The sequence below is a fragment of the Shewanella surugensis genome (assembly GCF_023284005.1).
Taxonomy (GTDB): domain Bacteria; phylum Pseudomonadota; class Gammaproteobacteria; order Enterobacterales; family Shewanellaceae; genus Shewanella; species Shewanella surugensis.
On the sequence record NZ_JAKIKS010000039.1, the window covers coordinates 16,505 to 37,086 of the forward strand.

At 40.7% G+C, this 20,582-nt stretch carries 20 protein-coding genes; 6 read left to right on the top strand and 14 right to left on the bottom strand.

Annotated features, from left to right (window positions below; translation table 11 throughout):
- Positions 1–209: 209 nt before the first annotated feature.
- Positions 210–437, top strand: a complete 228-nt coding sequence (locus L2764_RS11510) for a hypothetical protein (protein ID WP_248940365.1) — start codon at positions 210–212, stop codon at positions 435–437.
- A gap of 376 nt (positions 438–813) precedes the next feature.
- Here the strand turns inward: L2764_RS11510 and L2764_RS11515 are convergent, their stop codons facing one another.
- The 9 genes from L2764_RS11515 to L2764_RS11555 all read right to left on the bottom strand — a co-directional run bounded on the left by L2764_RS11515 (position 814) and on the right by L2764_RS11555 (position 11,890).
- Positions 814–1,758, bottom strand: coding sequence for a LysO family transporter (locus tag L2764_RS11515; protein ID WP_248940367.1), 945 nt, complete (start codon positions 1,756–1,758; stop codon positions 814–816).
- 135 nt (positions 1,759–1,893) lie between these two features.
- Complete coding sequence (moaB, locus tag L2764_RS11520; protein ID WP_248940368.1) at positions 1,894–2,400, bottom strand: molybdenum cofactor biosynthesis protein B; 507 nt, start codon at positions 2,398–2,400, stop codon at positions 1,894–1,896.
- Between the two features lie 4 nt (positions 2,401–2,404).
- On the bottom strand, positions 2,405–2,983 hold the full coding sequence (gene mobA / locus L2764_RS11525; protein WP_248940369.1) for a molybdenum cofactor guanylyltransferase: 579 nt from the start codon (positions 2,981–2,983) through the stop codon (positions 2,405–2,407).
- Positions 2,984–3,046: 63 nt separating this feature from the next.
- A complete protein-coding gene (moaA, locus tag L2764_RS11530) occupies positions 3,047–4,018 on the bottom strand; it encodes a GTP 3',8-cyclase MoaA (protein WP_248940370.1) in 972 nt (323 codons plus the stop codon).
- Between the two features lie 131 nt (positions 4,019–4,149).
- Positions 4,150–5,013 carry a peptidylprolyl isomerase gene (locus L2764_RS11535; RefSeq protein ID WP_248940371.1) on the bottom strand — a complete coding sequence of 288 codons (864 nt, stop codon included), beginning with the start codon at positions 5,011–5,013 and terminating at the stop codon, positions 4,150–4,152.
- A gap of 56 nt (positions 5,014–5,069) precedes the next feature.
- Positions 5,070–5,753 (bottom strand): respiratory nitrate reductase subunit gamma, encoded by a 684-nt coding sequence (narI, locus tag L2764_RS11540; protein ID WP_248940372.1) that lies wholly within the window; start codon positions 5,751–5,753, stop codon positions 5,070–5,072.
- Between the two features lie 2 nt (positions 5,754–5,755).
- Positions 5,756–6,544 (bottom strand): nitrate reductase molybdenum cofactor assembly chaperone, encoded by a 789-nt coding sequence (narJ, locus tag L2764_RS11545; protein ID WP_248940373.1) that lies wholly within the window; start codon positions 6,542–6,544, stop codon positions 5,756–5,758.
- Positions 6,545–6,555: 11 nt separating this feature from the next.
- Positions 6,556–8,103: a nitrate reductase subunit beta gene (gene narH, locus L2764_RS11550; protein ID WP_248940374.1), complete on the bottom strand. Its 1,548-nt coding sequence runs from the start codon at positions 8,101–8,103 to the stop codon at positions 6,556–6,558.
- A 4-nt stretch (positions 8,104–8,107) separates the two neighbouring features.
- Entirely contained in the window at positions 8,108–11,890 is a 3,783-nt protein-coding gene (locus tag L2764_RS11555; protein ID WP_248940375.1) for a nitrate reductase subunit alpha, read from the bottom strand.
- Positions 11,891–12,132: 242 nt separating this feature from the next.
- Here L2764_RS11555 and L2764_RS11560 point away from each other — a divergent pair, with 242 nt between their 5' ends.
- Entirely contained in the window at positions 12,133–14,004 is a 1,872-nt protein-coding gene (locus tag L2764_RS11560; RefSeq protein ID WP_248940376.1) for a histidine kinase, read from the top strand.
- A 449-nt stretch (positions 14,005–14,453) separates the two neighbouring features.
- Here L2764_RS11560 and L2764_RS11565 read toward each other — a convergent pair whose 3' ends face one another.
- The 3 genes from L2764_RS11565 to L2764_RS11575 all read right to left on the bottom strand — a co-directional run bounded on the left by L2764_RS11565 (position 14,454) and on the right by L2764_RS11575 (position 15,794).
- Positions 14,454–14,906, bottom strand: a complete 453-nt coding sequence (locus L2764_RS11565; protein WP_248940377.1) for a DMT family transporter — start codon at positions 14,904–14,906, stop codon at positions 14,454–14,456.
- A gap of 77 nt (positions 14,907–14,983) precedes the next feature.
- Positions 14,984–15,166: a hypothetical protein gene (locus L2764_RS11570; RefSeq protein ID WP_248940378.1), complete on the bottom strand. Its 183-nt coding sequence runs from the start codon at positions 15,164–15,166 to the stop codon at positions 14,984–14,986.
- Positions 15,167–15,314: 148 nt separating this feature from the next.
- Complete coding sequence (locus tag L2764_RS11575) at positions 15,315–15,794, bottom strand: DMT family transporter (protein ID WP_248940379.1); 480 nt, start codon at positions 15,792–15,794, stop codon at positions 15,315–15,317.
- Positions 15,795–16,025: 231 nt separating this feature from the next.
- Between L2764_RS11575 and L2764_RS11580 the strand changes: the two genes are divergently transcribed.
- From L2764_RS11580 to L2764_RS11590, 3 genes are all read left to right on the top strand, one after another.
- Entirely contained in the window at positions 16,026–16,922 is an 897-nt protein-coding gene (locus L2764_RS11580) for a LysR family transcriptional regulator (protein ID WP_248940381.1), read from the top strand.
- Positions 16,923–17,110: 188 nt separating this feature from the next.
- The gene (locus tag L2764_RS11585) at positions 17,111–17,644 is read left to right on the top strand and encodes a hypothetical protein (protein ID WP_248940382.1); all 534 of its coding nucleotides are present in this window, start codon (positions 17,111–17,113) and stop codon (positions 17,642–17,644) included.
- A gap of 97 nt (positions 17,645–17,741) precedes the next feature.
- Positions 17,742–18,557 (top strand): ABC transporter substrate-binding protein, encoded by an 816-nt coding sequence (locus L2764_RS11590; RefSeq protein WP_248940383.1) that lies wholly within the window; start codon positions 17,742–17,744, stop codon positions 18,555–18,557.
- On the opposite strand, the gene L2764_RS11595 is transcribed toward L2764_RS11590, so the two are convergent.
- Positions 18,547–19,374 carry a LysR family transcriptional regulator gene (locus L2764_RS11595; protein ID WP_248940384.1) on the bottom strand — a complete coding sequence of 276 codons (828 nt, stop codon included), beginning with the start codon at positions 19,372–19,374 and terminating at the stop codon, positions 18,547–18,549. The genes L2764_RS11590 and L2764_RS11595 overlap by 11 nt on opposite strands.
- Before the next feature lie 96 nt (positions 19,375–19,470).
- Here L2764_RS11595 and L2764_RS11600 point away from each other — a divergent pair, with 96 nt between their 5' ends.
- Positions 19,471–19,908, top strand: a complete 438-nt coding sequence (locus tag L2764_RS11600) for a YybH family protein (protein ID WP_248940385.1) — start codon at positions 19,471–19,473, stop codon at positions 19,906–19,908.
- Positions 19,909–20,021: 113 nt separating this feature from the next.
- On the opposite strand, the gene L2764_RS11605 is transcribed toward L2764_RS11600, so the two are convergent.
- Positions 20,022–20,444 carry a hypothetical protein gene (locus L2764_RS11605; RefSeq protein ID WP_248940386.1) on the bottom strand — a complete coding sequence of 141 codons (423 nt, stop codon included), beginning with the start codon at positions 20,442–20,444 and terminating at the stop codon, positions 20,022–20,024.
- Positions 20,445–20,582 lie beyond the last annotated feature (138 nt).

A 20,582-nucleotide genomic window follows, 5' to 3' on the forward strand; every position in this document is an offset into this window, starting at 1 on the left:
AACACCGCCTAAAAAAACATAGAGACGTTAGACAAGCCTCCGGCTAAAGTCTAAGGCTGTTTCTTATAAATTAGTTTTTTTGTATAAGAATAACAATATGTTAATTGGTATAATTTCATTAAAGAGTTGAGTCGAATCATCTCATATCTCCCGATATGTTGAGAAACAAGGGAAATATCCTCATTAATACCTAAGAGAGCATCAATAACATGAAAGAATTAAATATCAATGAAATAGAGCAAGTTAACGGTGGGAATCGCGCATCAGACTACGCTATAAACGGTGCAGTAATTGGCATAGCTGCCGCTTCAGTTGTAGCATTGGCCTTTGCCGCTCCAGAGATTTTAGCGACGGGTGCCCTTTGTGCATCGGGAATGGCAATTATAGGTTTCGCTGAAGATTATTTTTATCCTGAGCCATCGTTCACAGAAGCCTAAGTCATTGCTTCACTAATATAAGTTTGTCTGTATGCTTTTCTTAGAATAAGAAAAGCATACATTGATGATCCTGCTTTTGGTTTGGAGTATAGTCATTAATACAGCGGACTTACGGAGATTATATACCCGTGATACTTCAAAATGCAGGATTCAGCTGGAATTAAAAGACTTGTAGGCAAGGCTCTGAGCAGATGACCTAGTGATTCTAAGTTAATGCTCAACAACGCAGTATAAAAGGCTTTTAAACCAGCCTATTAGGAGCCATTAAAACCAACCACTTCTGTGTTGCATGCTTTTAAAAGGTGCCTACATTCCCGCAATCATGCGCTTTAAATTGATTGGTTTTACTGACTCTGAAAACATGCATCTTGAAGTATCACGGGTATAAGTGACTTATTGATAAGAAAAACGTCATCAAAATAGGTGCCAATAACGTCAATAGTAATCCACTCACCAATGCTGTCAGAAGATTATCACTGGAACAGGTTTGTTTCACAATAGGCAAGGTTGAATCCAATGTGGTTGCGCCTCCTGCGGCAATGCACTCTCTGGAAAACTCCCTTCCAAATAAATACAGCAGAATAATCGCCAATAACTCTCGAAAGAGATCAGTCATCAAGGCGATAGCACCAAAAGCAGGCCCTAACTCAGCGGACACTAGTACGCCTGACAAGGTAAACCAGCCAAAACCACTGGATAACGCCAACCCTGTTGTAAAAGGCAGCTTGATGAATACCGCAGCTATTAAGCCACCTAACAGTGAACCTAAAACCACTAATATCGGAATAATGAGAATATTCAAGGAATACCAGCTCGAAGATAGCTTCACGCCAACAATATCAACCCCGACTAAAAAAATTAAGCTATACAACAAAATATCAGTCAATAATGCCGCTTCAAAAAAAGCATTTTCATTCACATTAATTGAGGCAAAAAACAAAGACAATAAAATCCCCATCAACAACATGCCTAGAGCTAGAGCACACTCTTTTAATGGGGCCAAAAGACTGACTTTATCTTGTTGAATCGCACGCTTTTCAGCTTTTCTCTTTTTATGAGATAAACCAAACATTAATACACAAGGTACTAAAGTCGTGAGGCCTGCAAACACAGCAGCCACATATAAAGTACGCCCCGCCGCTTTAGGATCTTCAAAAATACTGCCGAACTGTATTCCAATCGATAATAGTAATAACCAAACTAATGGCCCGATAAATTTAGCCGCTAACTGAGGCAGTGTATTAGGCGCACTTTTCCCTAATACAACCCCACCAGTAAGGGCTAAAAATATTGGCAAAATGGAATAAACAATAGACAGCATAACAACCTATTTTATTGAACAATTTTAAAACAAGAGGAGTAAAGTAAAAAAGCCCTGCTTGGATTGTGAATTGCAAAATAACATAAAGAAAGGCTGCAACAGTTTAGACCACATAATAAATAACCCTGTGCAGACTCATTTCAAATGCGGCACAAAATTACAAGGACCATGTCGAGCATCGAGCTGGGTCTGTATGATTTTGTCCCAGCCCAATTGGCATGCGCCTATTGAGCCAGGCATGCAGAAAATAACCGTACCATTCGCAAGTCCAGCTACCGCGCGCGACTGCAATGTCGACGTCCCAATATCATCGAACGATAATTGACGAAATAATTCTCCAAAACCCTCGACGGTTTTATCAAATAAAGGCGTCAATGCTTTAATCGTGGCATTCTTATCGTTAAAGCCAGTGCCACCCGTGACCAATACCACTTGTACATCCGTCGAAGCGATCCAAACAGAGGTAAGCGCACGAATTTGATAAATATCATCTGTCGCGATCACTTTTTCACTCAACTGATGCCCTTCGGCCACGAGTGCATCCGCTAACAGATCACCAGCGGTATTATTGGACTCATCACGTGAATCCGACACCGTCAACACAACGATATTTAATGATTTAAAAGGTTTGTTTTTTGTCATTACCTTATTCCTTTTTATTTGCTAGCAATGTATTAACCGCTTGTCTCCATTGCTCTTTGCTATTGGTATTGATTAATCTTTCAGACTGCTCATAGATGAGATATTCACTGTCGATTAAGCCTAGAAATGCTTTAATTGAGCGATTTATTGGGGACGTCGCCACCGTTTCGCTCAAAGCAACATAAGAGGAATGATAAGGTAAAAATAAAGGCAACGGCGTATCTTGATAATATTGAGCAGAGCAGCTCCCTTGAGTATTCATCAGCGCTTGTAATAATGGCTTATTGAGTAACGGCATATCAATAGGTATAATAATGAGTGACTGATATTTATTATTTTTTTGCGCATAATTAAGCGCACTATGGATCGCTCCCATAGGTCCACAATCAGGATGAATATCCGACAAATACTCGGCTTTATTTCGACATACAAGAATGTTGTTGATACCGATGGATTGTAATAAAAGCTGATTACGCACCAGCATAGATTGCCCATCAATACAAAGATTGGCTTTATCGGTGCCCATTCGTTTTGATTTCCCACCCGCAAGGATCACGCCTAATACTGTTGCCGTTTCTATCATTACCTCCACCACTTCTCAATTTCCCATATTGCCTACTATCTCTATCATCAGTAAGACTTCCCTTTAACCTCCTAGCATAGCCAAGTGTCGAGTTTGCCCCACTATCCGTTGCGATAATTGATGCGCTTTATTTTTATCGAATAGTGCCGCCTCTATTGCCTCACTGGTGCCAATAAGATCACCATTACGTAATTGAGGGCGTAAATCAATGCCTTCTTCGCCAAACAAACACAAATGCAGCTTACCCGTTGCAGACATACGTAAGCGATTGCATTGGGCACAAAAATCTTTACTGTAAGGCATAATCAAGCCTATTCTACCAACATAATCATTGTGATAGAATTCAACTGCCGGCCCAGAAAAGGGTGGTTTTATTACTTCATTCCAACCCTGTTGCAATAAGTATTGCTGGATTTTCTCTCCCGATATATGATTTTCATCAAAAAAAGTTTGATTATCTAAGGTTTCCATTAGCTCGATAAAACGAATAGTCACATTTCTTGTTTTGATCCAAGCAAGATAATCATCCAATTGATGATAATTGAACTGTTTCAACAACACGGCATTAAGCTTAATTTTCTTCAGCCCAAGTTGCTCTGCACGCTCAAGCCCTCTCAAGATGCTTTGTAGCTTTTGATGTCCCGTAATGGCATGGAATAATCGAGGGTCTAAACTGTCCACGCTGACATTTAACGCCGTCAACCCTGCACCTACCCATTGTTCTATATGGGTTTCTAAATTAAAACCATTGGTGGTTAGTGCAACTTGTTCAATGCCTTCAGTCCGGCTACAAAGGTGAATAATATCGGTCAATTCTCTCCGTAACCCCGGTTCCCCCCCCGTTAATCGAATTTTCTTCATTCCCAATTGTGCAAAGGCCTGCACCAAGGTGGTGAATTCAGGCATCGATAAAAAGTCTCGTTCACCATCACAGTCATAACCTTCTGGTAAACAATAATTACATTTAAAATTACACACATCGGTAATTGATAAGCGTAAATATTGAAACTGACGTCCAATCTCATCTGACAGCATTCGTTTTTCCAGTTGATGGTGGATACTTCATGTCTTATTGATACCCGTGATCATTGAATATGCAGCTTAAATAGCTACGAATATATACGCCCCTAAAACTTAATCATTAGGAAACGCTTAAACATTATTATTTATTGTAATAAAGGAGATGTATCCATATCAAAATCAAGCCCTTTAATATCCGCCGCTTGGATCAAAGTTTGAATATATTGCGCCGTCGCTTTTCGCTGAACCTTCTCATTAAGGTAACCCAAAATCCGATCTTTAACATATTCAAACGGCAACTCGACCCCTTCGACTCGTCTGTCAATCACCACAACATGAAACCCATAGCGAGACTCTATGACGAAAGGAATAAGCCCTTCTTCAGCCACCAGTAAATATTTTTCAAACTCTGCAACGGTTTGCCCTTTAGATACTTGCCCTAGCTGGCCTTTATGCTTTTTAGATGGACAAGCTGAATGCATCTCAACTAAAGCCTCAAAACCATGAATATCTTGCTTGAGTGACTCAATCATATTCTCTGCAAGTACTTTCAACTCCGCTCGTAACTTGATATCCTCAGGGCTCGCCGCCAGTAAAATATGCCGTACTTCCAATAAAGGAGATGTGCTGAATTTTTTACGGTTATTATCAAAGAAGTGTTGGCACTCTTGCTCATTAGCCTGAGGGGTATACACCTCTTGTTCTATCAAACGGTCGAAATACGCACTCTCTTCAGTGGAATTGAGTGCCTCAATATCTTCTTTAATACTTGTTTTTTTTAATTGCTGCAGTAACAGTTCATGAATAATCAATGATCTCACCGCTTCAACCATAGCGGCAGACTGTGAACTGGCATTATGATATTGCATTTCAGCCAACACACTGGCTTCATCGATCAAGACACCGTTAACCTGAATATTGGAGATATCAGGTAAGGTTTCCGCTTTCACTTCAGCGCCATGACATCCTGTATGCTTAGCACTTGATCCAGCTCTATCTGTTGCTTGCATAACAACCTCTTTTATTATTCAGTCAAAACAGCTAGCTCTTAGAGCTAGCGTTAATATCATACTTTTTTACGGACAATTTGATACTGACGCGTCATATAACCCACAGGTACACTCCACACATGCACTAATCGGCTAAAGGGAAACAGCACAAATAAGGTCATTCCCAACAAAATGTGCAATTTATAAATAAAGCCCACACTGCTCAATGAGGCAGCAGCTTCAGCGGCATCGAAGGTTACAATATTCTGTGCCCAACCCATCATCTTATACATGTCAACGCCATCGAGATGGGCGAAGGAGAATAAAATACTGATCAAGCCTAAAACAAGCTGAATAAAAATTAGCAGTAAAATAACAATATCCATGCGTGAGCTCGTGGCTCGCACCCGTGGATTATTTAAGCGGCGCTTTAATAAAATGACGATACCATATAAACAAATCAGTCCAAAGAAGCCCCCTGCCCCCATAGCAATCAATTGCTTCGTCGGCCCAGAGATGCCCAACACATCCCAGACTTGATGTGGTGTCAACAAGCCCACGAAGTGGCCCGCTAACACGGCAATAATACCAATATGAAATGCCAGACTGCCTTTTTTAATCCCTTTACTATCCAGCATTTGGCTAGAGCCTGTTTTCCAGGTATATTGCCCCATATCATATCTAAGCCCACTGCCTACCAAAAACACGGTAAACGCAATGTAAGGGTAAACGCCAAACAATAATGTATTAAGGTAATCCATGATCACATCCCTCCTACTGTTTTTTTAGTGCCATTATCGATATGTGTGGTACTCTTTGAGCCTGATGCGGCTTTCATTGTCTCCAAGATAGGATCCATTAAATGAATAGGCACTTCTTGATCCCGTCTTTGGGTCTCATTGGGCTTATTGTTACTATTACCACAAGCCTCGGCTTGTGATTCACCACCAAAAGTCACCATCTCTTCTTCCCACACCTTGTCAATCGCTTCCTTGGTGTCATCTCTGGGCTCGTCTTTAACTTGCGCGGCGAGATCAGTCAGATCAATATCGGCTTCAGCTAAGTTCAACAAGGCGGCAAATAAACAATCATAATTGCTCTCCCGCTGCACTAACCTAACTTGTAGTAACGCTAAAATATGCGACACATCTTGCAACCAAGAACGAGCATTTTTCTCGCCTTGAGTCGAGACAAACTCTAAGAATAATGGAATATAATCAGGTAATTCACGTACCCCAATATCCAGCCCAGCCTCTTTATAGTGAGCAATTAAATCAATCATTGCTTGGCCACGATCTCGACTCTCGCCATGAAGGTGCTCGAACAAAAACAGCGATAATGAGCGCCCCCGCTCAAACAACCCATCATATTCAGATTGCCAATCAAGCAAAGGCATTTGCATGCGCATTTCAACAAAGTTAAGCAGCGCGTTTTTATCCTCATCGATTAAAAAGTCATCCTTTTTAATCAAGTCCTTAATCTGTTCCTGCTCATCACAAAGCGCTTGAGTGGGATAATCGATTAAATGAGAAACAATCGTTAATATCTGCATATTGTGACTCCTTAATCTGCCGCATCGATGATTTTAACGGGAATAACCTCACGCTTAGTTTGGCTCTTACCCCCAAACACATTAACCCCATTAGCATCCCCACTACTGCTACAACCATCACCGAAACTAAAGCCACAGCCCGATTTCACCTCAAAGGCATTTTCAGCATAAGATTTATGGCTCGATGGAATAACGAAACGATCTTCATAATTCGCTATTGCCATGGTTTGATACATATCTTCGACTTGATATTTATCCATTCCCACTTGTTCAAGCACCGCTAAATCTTCAACGTGCTCCACTTGCTCAGCACGTTTAAAGGCACGCATGGCCAACATTCGCTCCATGGCATTAATCACTGGCGCTTCATCACCCGCAGTTAATAGATTAGCCAGGTACTTCATGGGGATCCGTAATGACTTCAAGTCTGGAATAACACCATTAACTCCTACATGACCCGCTTCAATCGCCGATTGCACTGGGCTCAATGGCGGTACATACCACACCATAGGCAAGGTACGGTATTCAGGGTGTAATGGCAGCGCCACTTTCCATTCCATCGCCATTTTATACACAGGCGATGCCACAGCAGCGTCAAGCCATGCTTGAGGGATCCCCTCCTTCAATGCCGCTTCCTGGACGGCTTCATCATTCGGGTCAAGAAAAATATCACACTGAGCCTGATACAAATCCTGCTCATTCGGCACCGATGCCGCTTCTTCGATACGATCTGCGTCATATAACATGACCCCAAGGTAGCGAATACGACCCACACAAGTTTCAGAGCAGACTGTCGGTTCGCCCGCTTCAATACGTGGATAACAGAAAATACATTTCTCTGACTTACCGGTTTTCCAGTTGTAATAGATTTTTTTGTACGGGCAACCGGAAACGCACATTCTCCAACCACGGCATTTTTCTTGGTCAATCAAGACTATGCCATCTTCATCGCGCTTATAAATTGCACCACTTGGGCAACTCGCAACACATGCGGGGTTTAAGCAATGCTCACACAAACGGGGCAAATACATCATGAAGGTATTTTCAAACTCACCATACATATCTGCTTGTACGTTATCGAAATTCTTATCCGCTCGACGATGCTTAAACTCGGTTCCCAGAATTTCTTCCCAATTCGGACCCCAGTTAATCTTCTCCATTCTTTGACCCGTGATCAAAGATCGAGGACGAGCAACGGGTTGATGCTTTGCTTCACCGGCGGTATGTAAATGCTGATAATCGAAATCAAACGGCTCGTAATAATCATCAATTTCAGGTAAATCAGGGTTAGCAAAAATATTCGATAAAATACGACGTTTACCCCCTTGCTTAGGCTCTAATTTACCGGACTTATTACGCACCCACCCCCCGTTCCACTTATCTTGGTTTTCCCACTCTTTAGGAAAACCAATACCGGGTTTGCTTTCAACGTTGTTAAACCAAGCGTATTCAACACCTTCACGTGAGGTCCACACGTTTTTGCAGGTGACCGAACAAGTATGACAACCAATACACTTATCTAAGTTTAGAACCATGCCTATCTGCGCTCTGATTTTCATCGTTCTACCCCTTAAACTCATTCATTTGCTCTTCAGACTGTGTTTCACCGCCATGTTTCGCCTCTTCGTCGAGCCAATCTATCTTACTCATCTTACGCACAATAACGAATTCATCTCGGTTACAACCCACTGTACCGTAATAGTTAAAGCCATAAGATTGCTGCGCATACCCCCCTATCATATGGGTTGGTTTCATCACAGCTCGGGTGACTGAATTATGAATACCACCACGGGTTTGCGTCGTTTCAGCGCCGGGGACATTCACGATACGCTCTTGAGCGTGGTACATCATGCTCATACCTTCAGGAACTCGCTGTGATACCACCGCACGAGCCGCAATAGCACCATTAACGTTAAAGATTTCAATCCAATCGTTATCGACAATACCAGCCGTTTCAGCATCAATCTCAGATAACCACACAATAGGGCCACCACGAGAAAGCGTCAGCATCAATAAATTGTCTGAATAGGTACTGTGAATACCCCATTTCTGATGCGGTGTTATCCAGTTAAGGGCGATTTCTTTATTACCGTTAGGCTTCTTGTTCATCAAGGGCTGCACAGTTTTGGTATTAATCGGTGGCTTGTAACAACACATATTCTCGCCAAAATCACGCATCCACTCATGATCTTGATAAAATTGCTGACGCCCCGTAATGGTACGCCATGGAATCGACTCATGAACATTGGTATAACCTGCGTTATAAGACACATGCTCATCCTCTAACCCCGACCAAATAGGCGACGAAATAATTTTACGCGGTTGAGCTTGAATATCACGAAAACGGATTTTCTCATCTGCTTTAGACAGTGCTAAATGCGTATGGTCAAGACCCGTCAACTCACCTAACGCTTGCCATGCTTTTACCGCGACCGCACCATTAGTTTCAGGTGCTAATGATAAAATCACTTCGGCTGCATCAATTGCCGATTCTATTTTTGGCCGTCCAGCATTAGCACCATGAGTGTGCTTCTTATTGAGTAAACCTAAGAAATCTACTTCATCTTGGGTATTCCAGTGAATCCCTTTACCGCCATTACCTTGAGTATCCAATGTTGGACCCAAAGAGGTAAAACGAGCATAGGTATTAGGATAATCGCGTTCCACTTCTACTAAATTAGGTGCCGTTTGACCCGGAATAAAGTCACACTCACCTTTCCACCACGCTTTCACTCCAAATGGCTGAGCTATTTCAGCTGGCGTGTCATGCAAAATAGGTACCGTGACGATGTCTTTCTCTTTGCCTAAATGGCCGACACAAGCTTTAGAGAATTGCTTCGCAATCCCTTTAAAGATATCCCAATCAGAACGTGCTTCCCATGCAGGATCCACCGCCTGAGAAAGCGGATGAATAAAAGGGTGCATATCTGAGGTATTCAAATCATCTTTTTCATACCAAGTTGCCGTCGGCAAAACGATATCTGAATATAAGCAGGTCGTAGACATACGGAAATCAAGCGTCACCAGTAAATCAACTTTGCCTTCTGCTGCTTTCTCTTCAAATTTCACATCTTGAGGTTTTTTATCGCCTGACTCAGATAAATCTTTGCCCATTAAGCCATGCTTAGTGCCGAGTAAATGCTTCAGCATATACTCATGGCCTTTACCTGATGACCCCAATAAGTTAGAGCGCCAAATGAACATATTACGTGGAAAATTTTTCGGATTATCGGGCTCTTCACAAGCAAATTTCACTTCACCAGAGGTCAGCTTTTTAATGGTATAGTCTTTCGCAGACATACCAGCAGCTTGGGCTTCTTTGCATAACGTCAGCGGATTCACCCCCAGTTGCGGCGCCGATGGTAGCCAACCCATTTTTTCAGCACGAACATTAAAATCAATAATTGAGCCAGACCACTTATCTTTATTCGCTAAGGGTGAAATCACTTCACTCATATCTAACTTCTCATAACGCCATTGACTGGCATGATTATAAAAGAAAGACGTACCGTTCATATGACGAGGCGGTTTTTGCCAATCGAGCCCGAAGGCAAGCGGTTGCCAACCAGTTTGTGGCCGTAGTTTTTCTTGCCCAACATAATGAGCCCAACCACCACCAGACTGACCAATACAGCCACACATCATTAGCATATTAATCAAACCACGGTAGCTCATATCCATGTGATACCAATGATTCAAACCGGCCCCAACGATGATCATGGAGCGGCCCTGCGTTTTATGGGCATTATAGGCAAACTCTTTTGCCACCTTAATCACATCTTGAGGACGACAACCCGTGATCCTTTCTTGCCAAGCAGGAGTATAAGGTAAATCTTGATCATAAGAGGTGGCACAGTTTTGACAATCATAGCCATTATCAACCCCATAATTGGCCAAGGTTAAATCAAATACTGTCGTGACTAATACTTGTGAGCCATCAGCAAGTGTGATGCGCTTAGCGGGTACCTTCCGATTAATAATATCGCTATGCTCGGTATGGCTAAAATAATTGTGTTCATGAGCATTCGCTTCAGTGGCAAAATACGGAAAGGCCACCTCAACAATTTCATCGTTATTGTGTTTCAAGCTTAACTGTAACTTAACCTCTTCACCTGTTTTTCCATCGAGAGGCTTGATATTCCACTTGCCTTTTTCACCCCAACGATAACCGACTGAGCCTGTAGGTGACACTAATTCACCCGATGTTTCATTAACACCGATGGTTTTCCATTCAGGGTTATTGTCTTGCTCTAGGTTATTGGCTAAATCAGAAGCTCGTAAGAAACGCCCTTGAATCAAGCGCCCCTCTTCTTCATCTAACATCACCAGATAAGGAAAATCCGTAGTGGTTCTAACGTAATTGTTGAAATACTCACTCTTACCCGTTTTATGATATTCACTTAAAATGACATGACCAAATGCCATGGCCAAAGCCGCATCGGTCCCTTGTTTAGGCGCTAACCATTGATCCGTCAGTTTTGACAGTTCAGAGTAATCAGAGCAAATAGACACCACTTTAGTGCCTTTGTAGCGCACTTCCGTTAAAAAGTGCGCATCGGGTGTCCGTGTTTGAGGGACATTTGAGCCCCAAGCCAGAATATAGTTAGAGTTGTACCAATCTGCCGACTCAGGCACATCGGTTTGCTCCCCCCAAACTTGAGGTGACGCGGGCGGTAAATCACAGTACCAGTCATAAAAACTTAAGCAATTACCGCCGATCAACGATAAATATCGTGAGCCGGCAGCATAGGAAATCATTGACATTGCAGGGATAGGTGAAAAACCTGAAACACGATCTGGACCAAATGTCTTAGTGGTATACACATTGGCAGCGGCAATGATTTCATTGACTTCTTTCCAATCCGCACGCACGAAACCACCCAATCCACGCTGCTGTTTGTAGGATTTAGATTTATCTGAATCTTCGACAATAGAACCCCAAGCATCAACAGGATCATTAAACTGTGTTCTCGCTTCACGCCATAGTTTAATTAAACGCTTACGTACTTTGGGATACTTTAATCGATTGGCGCTGTAAATATACCAAGAATAAGAAGCACCACGTGGGCAGCCTCGGGGTTCATGATTGGGTAAATCGGGCCGGGTACGGGGATAATCTGTTTGTTGGGTTTCCCATGTCACCAAACCATCTTTAACATAGATTTTCCAACTGCAAGACCCCGTGCAATTAACACCATGAGTCGATCGTACGATTTTATCGTGTTGCCAGCGACGACGATAACCCTCTTCCCAACCACGATCTTCCTCAGTTGTAACGCCATGCTCTCCAGAAAAACTTTCTGATTTAGGTTTAAAGAAGCGTAATCGGTCCAAAAATCGACTCATCTCATTCTCCAATCGATAATAATTGCCCTGCATATTAAAGAGTGAATGAAATAATACTTTGACTCAGATCAAGTTTTAAAATGTGATTGTTTGTCACTATCACTTAACTACCTCTATGGAGGTATATGCATGAAACCTGAATATCAGACTCTATCAAGCTTTAGGCTATTTATTCCATATAAGGGTTAATCAACTTACTTTTTAGAGGTAAGCATAAACATATAGCACTTTAAGGCAAACAGATGCTAAAACAATTGTTTCACTCCATCGTTTTTCGAATTGGCAGCATGATTTTATTAATCAGCGTGGTATCGATTATTAGCATGCTAAGCTCTGTCCTCATCAGTGATCTGGCCGATCAAGACGCCTTTGTGATTAATAATGCCGGATCATTGCGCTATGAAAGCTATAAAATATTGACCCACTTAACCTTACTGCCACAAACGCAAACTCTAACCCATTCACAACAACAAACTAAAATTCATACCGCTATTGAGGCCTTCTCTAAAAAACTGAACTTTTTAGTGCAGCAATCCAATCCTAACTTATTAAACACCATGGCCAAGCCTGCTATCGAAAACTCATTGGCCTCAGCACAACGAAGCTGGAATAATGATTTAGAACCGAGGTTATTATTACTCGCCGCCCAACCAAACAGGCTCAACGAGAGAAACTTAATACTGCTCGATAGTCAAATAGAATATTTCGTTAATCACTTAGATAAATTAGTCGGCCTTTATCAAAAAGGGGCTGAAGATAGGATATTAATGATCCGCATGATTTTGAGCTTATCTCTGCTTATTACCATCACGCTGGCCGCTTTCATCTTGTACCAACTGCATCAAAAAATTGAAAAGCCATTATCTGAACTTACTCAAACAGCCAGAAAAATCATGAGTGGCGACTACACCAGTAGAACGCAAATTCAGCAAAATGATGAGCTAGGACTTTTATCAGATACCATGAACCGAATGTCAGAAGCTTTATCCAATTCTTACGGCGAGCTGGAACAAAGAGTGAGAGAGAAAACCTTCGAGTCACGCCAAAGTAATGATTCTTTAGCCCTGCTCTATCAAACATCACAACTGATCAATCAATCCGGTTCAAAACTGAATCTAGCCCCCATTATCAGTAAACTGGCCATTATCACTAATAAGCCAGACATTGACTTATGCTTAACCACAGAGCAAAGTAATGTGCCCTATGAGCACATAATTACCCAAGATAAGCCGCTACCAATAACTTGTTTAGCCAAAGAATGTGATGATTGCTTAAATACGAGTAAACAACCAAGCACCAATCCACAAGTTGCCCATTATGCCATCCAAAAAGATGATGTTAACTACGGTGTTCTTATTTGTCACATACCTAAAGGAATCATACTCGAACCTTGGCAGGATAAACTTTTCTCTTCCATTTCAACCTTAATAGCTAATGGACTTTACATTCGTCAACAGCATGAGCAAAACCGCAGGATTGCATTATTAACAGAACGTAATACCATCGCACGAGAACTGCATGACTCTCTAGCGCAAGCCTTATCTTATTTGAAAATGCAAGTTGCTCGATTACAGAAGCTTCGCCAACGCAAGGCTAATGATGCTCAAATTGCAGATGTTGAACTCGAATTGAAAAATGGACTTAATAATGCTTATCGGCAGCTGAGAGAATTACTCACTACCTTTAGATTGAAAATCGATGATGAAGGTTTATATCAAACATTTATCTATACCATCGATCAAGTTAATGAAAGAGCAAAAAATAAAATGCTTTTTAACTTAGATTATCAAATACAAAACTTACCCCTCACCCCAAATGAAGAAATCCATTTAATGCAGATAGCCCGTGAAGCGACACAAAATGCACTCAATCATTCTCAGGCCAACAATGTTAGTGTTCGTGTTTTTTCAGATACAAAGAAACAGATCCATTTATGCGTAGAGGACGACGGTATAGGCCTTCCTGAAAAAACAACAAAACTCAATCATTACGGATTGGTAATCATGCAAGAGCGCAGTCAACATTTAAATGGTCAATTTAACATCCACAATACAAAAACAGGAGGGGTAAAAGTAGAGCTTGTTTTTTCACCCAACTTTATAAAAACCGCATGACAATAAAATGAAACAAGTATTTTACATTTTACAAATTTACACCTACGAGCATTAGGTTGACCATAAATTGCACAGCTGTATTTATGAAAACAAAAATAACTCACTTAATAGAAAAGCTCTGTGCAGAAAAACATGTAGAACATCCTCGTTGTGAAATTGCTTCCCCGATTTTCATAAACTGAATGTATATATACCCATCCATCTCTATCGAGAACTAGAAACTCTTTCATCTGAATATGGCTGCGATTTAGAGCTATTATCCAGTGATTTTCTCATTCTTGCTTTAGAAGATGCTATACAACATATTCCAAAAAAAGAAGCAAGCCGCCTGAAAGATGTTGAGCATCAGCATAAGCTTGAGTTTGCTAAAGAGCAAAAAGAAAAAATTGATTTTGATGCTGGTGGAACTTAATTACCATTAATCAAACCTAAAAGTTACCTTGTTGGGTTTATTTTTGCTTTATTAATTTAAATGAATTGAGCTGTGAAAAGTAAATCCCAATACCAATCAAAATCACGCCTACGATATTGGCCAAAAAATTGTTCAATGCCATAGACTCATGCTCTAAAAATATTCCGGTGATCATTTGCCCACTGATCACCAATAGTGCGGTATTCGCGGCCCCAATTTGCGATAAAATAAAACTGTTTAACGCCACATAAAGCGCACCGATGAAACCGCCTAAATATAAATACCAAGGCGCAGAAACAATCAATAACTCCGTCTCTGACTGAAATACGCTCCAGATAATCAATAAAAAGCTTAACAGGATAAAACCCACTAAATGATTACACACTGATGCTTTTAATGGGCCTGCTTGCATACTTAGTTGCCCATTGAGTGCTCGGCTACAACCCATCACCACACCGTTTAATAACGCAATAACAATATAAAACAACACTGCTTAACCTCTTTGTATTTTAAATGAGTAGAAGTAAAAAACATCCCCGTTATCACTGACAACACTTTTAATAAATCCTATTGCATAACGGCTTTTAATGGGTCAATAACATGCATACTTAGCTGCCCATTGAGTGCTCGGCTACAACCCATCACCACACCGTTTAACAACCCAATAACAATATAAAGTAACACTACTTGACCTCTTTGTATTTTAAATGAATATAAGTAAAAAAACGTCCCCGTTATCACTGGCAACACTTTTAATTAATCCTATTGCATAACGGCTTTTAATGGGTCAATCACATGCATACTTAGTTGCCCATTGAGTGCTCGGCTACAACCAATTACCACACCGTTTAACAACCCAATAATAATATAAAGTAACACTACTTAACCTCTTTGTATTTTAAATGAATATAAGCAAAAAACTGCCCGCTATAATCGGTAATACTTTTAATAAATCCTGTAATACAAAGGCTTTTATCTCGCTTTCAAACCATCCAAAATGATCCGATATCATGCCAAAAACAATTTGCCCGACGAGCGCACACGCTAAAGTGCCACTGAGTCCGATTTCACTATTCACTGTTATTGCAGCTAACAGCACAGTAAAGGCACCAGGGATCCCGCCAAAGTAAGCCCAAGACGGTAAGCTAATTAATTTATTATCCTTCTTATGGCGATTGGCTTTACTCTGACTCAATCGAAAACAACGTGAATACACGACGACTAAAAATATGGCCACCAAAGCACCAATACCATGCGCTGCCCAGGAGGCCTGAAGCGGAGAATTTAATATAGCTAATCCGCTATTAATACTGATCATTAAAGCTAATAATGAACCTGCCACAATGGCGAGTAATCTATCTGATACTTGTCTTAACATTTATATATTCCACTTCTGTGTTGTATTGACTTAAAAAACTACAAGCATTGCTTCATCAATTCACCTTGAATTGAAAAGCCTCAACGACCCTGAACTGAGCATTGATTTAGCAAGATGGATATGACTGCCTTATCAACGATAACGAACTTTATATTGTTTCGATTTGATTTATAATCCCCAAAAAAGGAAACTCAATTGTGAATAAAACTCAACATTAAAAGGAGATCACTTATGAACGTTTTTTCAGCTATTCCTGTATTTGTCGCCATTGTTGAAACAGGCAGCTTTTCAAAAGCGGCCGAACGACTCAACAGCTCAAAATCGGCAGTCAGTAAGCGTATAACACAGTTAGAAACCGCGCTAGGAATACGTTTATTACACAGAACGACACGCAGTTTAAGCCTGACACAAGCTGGCCAAATCTATTTTGATAGCGTTAATGAAGCACTGACACTGGCCAACAATGCTAGAGATGCCATTAATCAACATCAAATAGAGATTCAAGGTCATTTACGCATTAATGCACCGATGGCTTTTGGGCGCCTACACCTTGCACCTTTAATCTCCACATTTTTAAAGAAACATTCTAAAGTCAGTATTGAAATGATCATGGATGATAAGGTGTTAGATATGATAGAGCACCGCTTTGACCTTGCTATTCGTATTGGAAAGTTGCCAGACTCGAGCCTTATAGCTCGTAAGCTAGCGCCTTGTGACAGCGTATTATGCGCATCCCCTGATTACCTCCAACAACATGGTATACCCGATAGCCCTCAAGCATTGAAAGCCCATAATTGTTTGGTCTATTCATACTTTCAAGCGGGGAGTGAATGGCAATTTAATAGCAATAAAGGCGTTATATCTGTTCAACCCAAAGGCAATTACCGAGTTAATAATAGCGAGGCTTTATATCAAGCTTTACTCGATGGACTCGGCATTTGCCAGATGCCTATTTTCATAGTTAACGATGCACTTAAAACGGGCAAATTAGTACCGCTACTCACTGAATATTCCTTACCTAAACATGCCATTTATGCGGTTTTTTCTGCTCGCAAGCATTTACCTACCAAGGTCAGCACTTTTATTGATTATCTACAGCCACACCTTTATCGGATAATAAACAAATAAATCAATAAGCGACTTTAAGACAGTTATCGACAGAAAGAACAACCTAAGCTTGTTACCTTCAATGGTTTTAGCGATAAAACAAGCAAGCTGTCATTCTTTTATTATACTCATATGAGGTTTTGAATATTTACATCGTTCTATCCTTTTAAAGAAAGGATAAGCCTTACTCAAGGATTAGAGAGAAAGCTATGTCATTCAAAAAAAACTTGTTCACCCCTATATTCGTTTTCTTCATTACAAGCCTATTCTCTTATAGCGTAATGGCAAAAAACATCGAGGCTTCCAAGCCACAAATACAGCAAAAAATAACTCCAGCTACTGCCAAACAATGGTTATTCGTACTCAGCGCCGATAAAGGTAAAATACGCTATCAAAAAAGCAACACCTCCTATGAGCTATCACTCACCGACATTGATAAAGGCGTCATTGCCATCACGGATGAATCTTTTAGTGAGACGAAAATGATCCCTTCCAATCATTTTTTAAAAGAATTTAATAAAATATTTTCCAATGGAGCGCCCAATGCAGTGTTGACCTATTCGGGTTTACTCACTGGGAAAACAAGTCCTCCAATAGCAATAATCATCCAAAGTGTCACCGTTATTCCCGATATAAAGGTGATTTTATCTGTGCATCCGTTATCAACCAATATTGATATCCCCAAAGGCAACATCAACGAAGTAAAGTTATTCATTGATTCCTCTTCAGAGGCAAACCTATAGATAGGAAGCTATTTTTTAAAGTGAAATACTCATTCAAAAAACAATTAACTAAAACGATGTTATTCCCTTTATTGATTTTAAGCTCGGCAAAGCCGCAATGCCAAGCGTAGTAAGAAACCATAAACGCTTCATTACTGCTGGCACCACATCAGGAAAATTAGCAGTGAAATTCCCACAAAATTTAATCCTAGCCTGTTATACAGATGCGATGCAAGGTACCGCTGCGACAAGGTTTGCAGTGCAGACCTTACATGCCTCTCAAGTTATCGTCATTGAAAACACCCAAATGCAATATGCCATCAATGTAACCAACGCTTTTATCAAAGAACTTCAATTATTAAAGGGTCAGCTCATCACCAAAATAAGTTTCACTCCTGATACACTTAAAATAGATAATTTGATTAATAAAATGAGTCCATTAAAAAAAGGAGCTATAGCTATTTATTTTGCCTCTGGCGTCCCAAAGACACTTGAAGTGATCAAGCAGTTAAGACAAGCAGGTTTCGAACAACCCATTATCGGTGCGGACGGTTTTGACTCAGATACGATAGTAAAGGCACCCAGTACATTATTAATCGATGTCTACTTTACAACTCATGCCGTTTTATCCCCTAATGATGCCCCCGCATCGACGCTAAATTCTATCCAACATTATCAGCAAAAATACACTGTATTGCCTAAAAATGCATTTACGACTCTAGGACACGATGTCACAATGTTAGCGGCAGAATTACTCGCAGGCTCAAAAAATCAAAACCCGCCCCAGCTAGATCAATGGCTATCAACACTCAAGCTTTATTCTGGTGCCAGTGGCGACATCCGTTTTCATGGCGGTAATGTTCCAAATAAAAATATCTACATTATTCAAATAAATAAGAATCAAAGGCAATTAGCCAGTATTATTAATATCTAACGGCTTGCAATTGAAATTGTGCTTCTATTGCATCCAATATTCGCTTGACTCGTAGAGGAAGATGATCACGATACGCATGAACGGCATAGATAGGGATCGATTGATTAATGTCCTCAATATCAGAGCGTATTAGCGATTGAGATAACACTAGACCTTTAACAAACAAGTCTGGCAATAACGCCCTCCCGACGCCTTGGCTGACTAATTGCGCTGCTGCTGCAAGATTGTTGACTCTGATCATGCGCTGCTGACCGCTTTGCCAAGGTAAACAAACGACTGACGATACCTCATTCGCTTTAAAAGCAGCGCTCTCATACCAATGCTCCTTCATTGTACCTATTCTTCTTGCCTTGTAGCTCACATCAGCCATGTTTCCCACTCGAATAGCCAAATCGACTTTATGTTCGAGTAAGTCTAACTGCTTATCTTCAACCAATAGGTTCATTTTTAAATCAATATATTGATTTTGTAATCTTGCCATTACAGGGATGATGATTAAATCGATTATGGCTTGAGGTGCCGTGATGGTGACGCTGCCTTTTATTTGAGACGGCTCGGTACTCACTTCATCAATAGCAAGCTCTAATAATTCCACTAATTCACTGCAACGTTGATAGAACAAGCGACCTTGCTCTGTGAGCACTAACCGTCTGGTGGTTCGTTGAATAAGCAGAGTCCCCAGATCACTTTCTAATTGCGTCAGATGTTGACTGAGACTCGATTTAGTTTGCCCTAAATGCTCTGCTGCTGCGGTGAAACTCCCCGAGCGAATGATTTGAGCAAAAAGCTGCATTCGATAACTTAATTGTTTATTCATACTAAACTATATATTCACTCGTTCGCTATTTTTCAATCAATATAGACTGACTATACTTCATCCACTTTCAATCAATCACTTTATTTGGATTCACTTATGAAATATCTCTATCTCATCCTCATTAGTTTAGGGCTAACGGCTTGTAATAACCTAAGCACCCATTCCCAAGATCAAGCTGAAGCACAAGTTAGGGCAGCCAGTTTAAGTTGGATACAACACTTCAATGAAGGCGATGCAAGATACCTCGCTAATGCTTACACTGTTGATGCCACCATGAATGCACGCCCCATGGGAGAATTTGTCGGACGAGAAGCGATTTATCAGTTTTGGGCCCCTTTTATTGCGAGTGGTGCCAGTGATTTAGTTTATAAAGATACCAAGTTTAACGTGATAGACAGTCATACCGTATTGGTATCATCAAATTGGAAAATGAATGTGGGTGAAGGGATTATTACTGAAGAAAAGTGGGCTAAACAAGCCGATGGTGTTTGGCGCTTAGCCTATGATGATTTTACGGTCACTAAACAATACTAATATTGACAAAAAACTATAGTGTCATAAAAAGAGGTCATTGGGTCTCTTTTTATTGACCCACCTATACCGAACACCTATTTATCTTCTCATTCTAAATCCCGACAGGATCACCGTTACAATCCGGATAGTTTTTGCCAAGCTTGATGATATTTTTGCAGGCGGTTAAGATCTTTATCTGTCATGGTATCCAGCCTCAAAATATTCATATTATCTTCCAAGTCTGCCCGTTTAACTTTAACCGCCAATAAACTGCTTAACACCCTCTCAAGATAATCACCATAAGCCTCACCTTCGCATTTTGTTAGACATTCAATCGCTTTTACCACCTCATCTGGTATCCCAAGTTTAACTAAATCCGCCGCAGTCAGTGACGAGTCTTCCAGCACATCATGTAATACCGCCACCATCATTTCATTAGGCGTTTGCATTTTAGCCATCAAACGTAATGGATGTAATATGTAAGGCTTACCCGCTTTATCCTTTTGACCTTTATGGGCGTTAAGTGCAGTATCTATTGATAATTCTATCAAGTCCATCTTCTATCCTTAATCTTGTTTATCAAACTGTGGCTATTGTTATCGGGTTATACCAGCTAAAATAAAACTAGCCCTAAGCATAGTGCAGCGAATGCCGGACTGAGTTTATATTCGTTATAGAAACCTTATCAATCGATA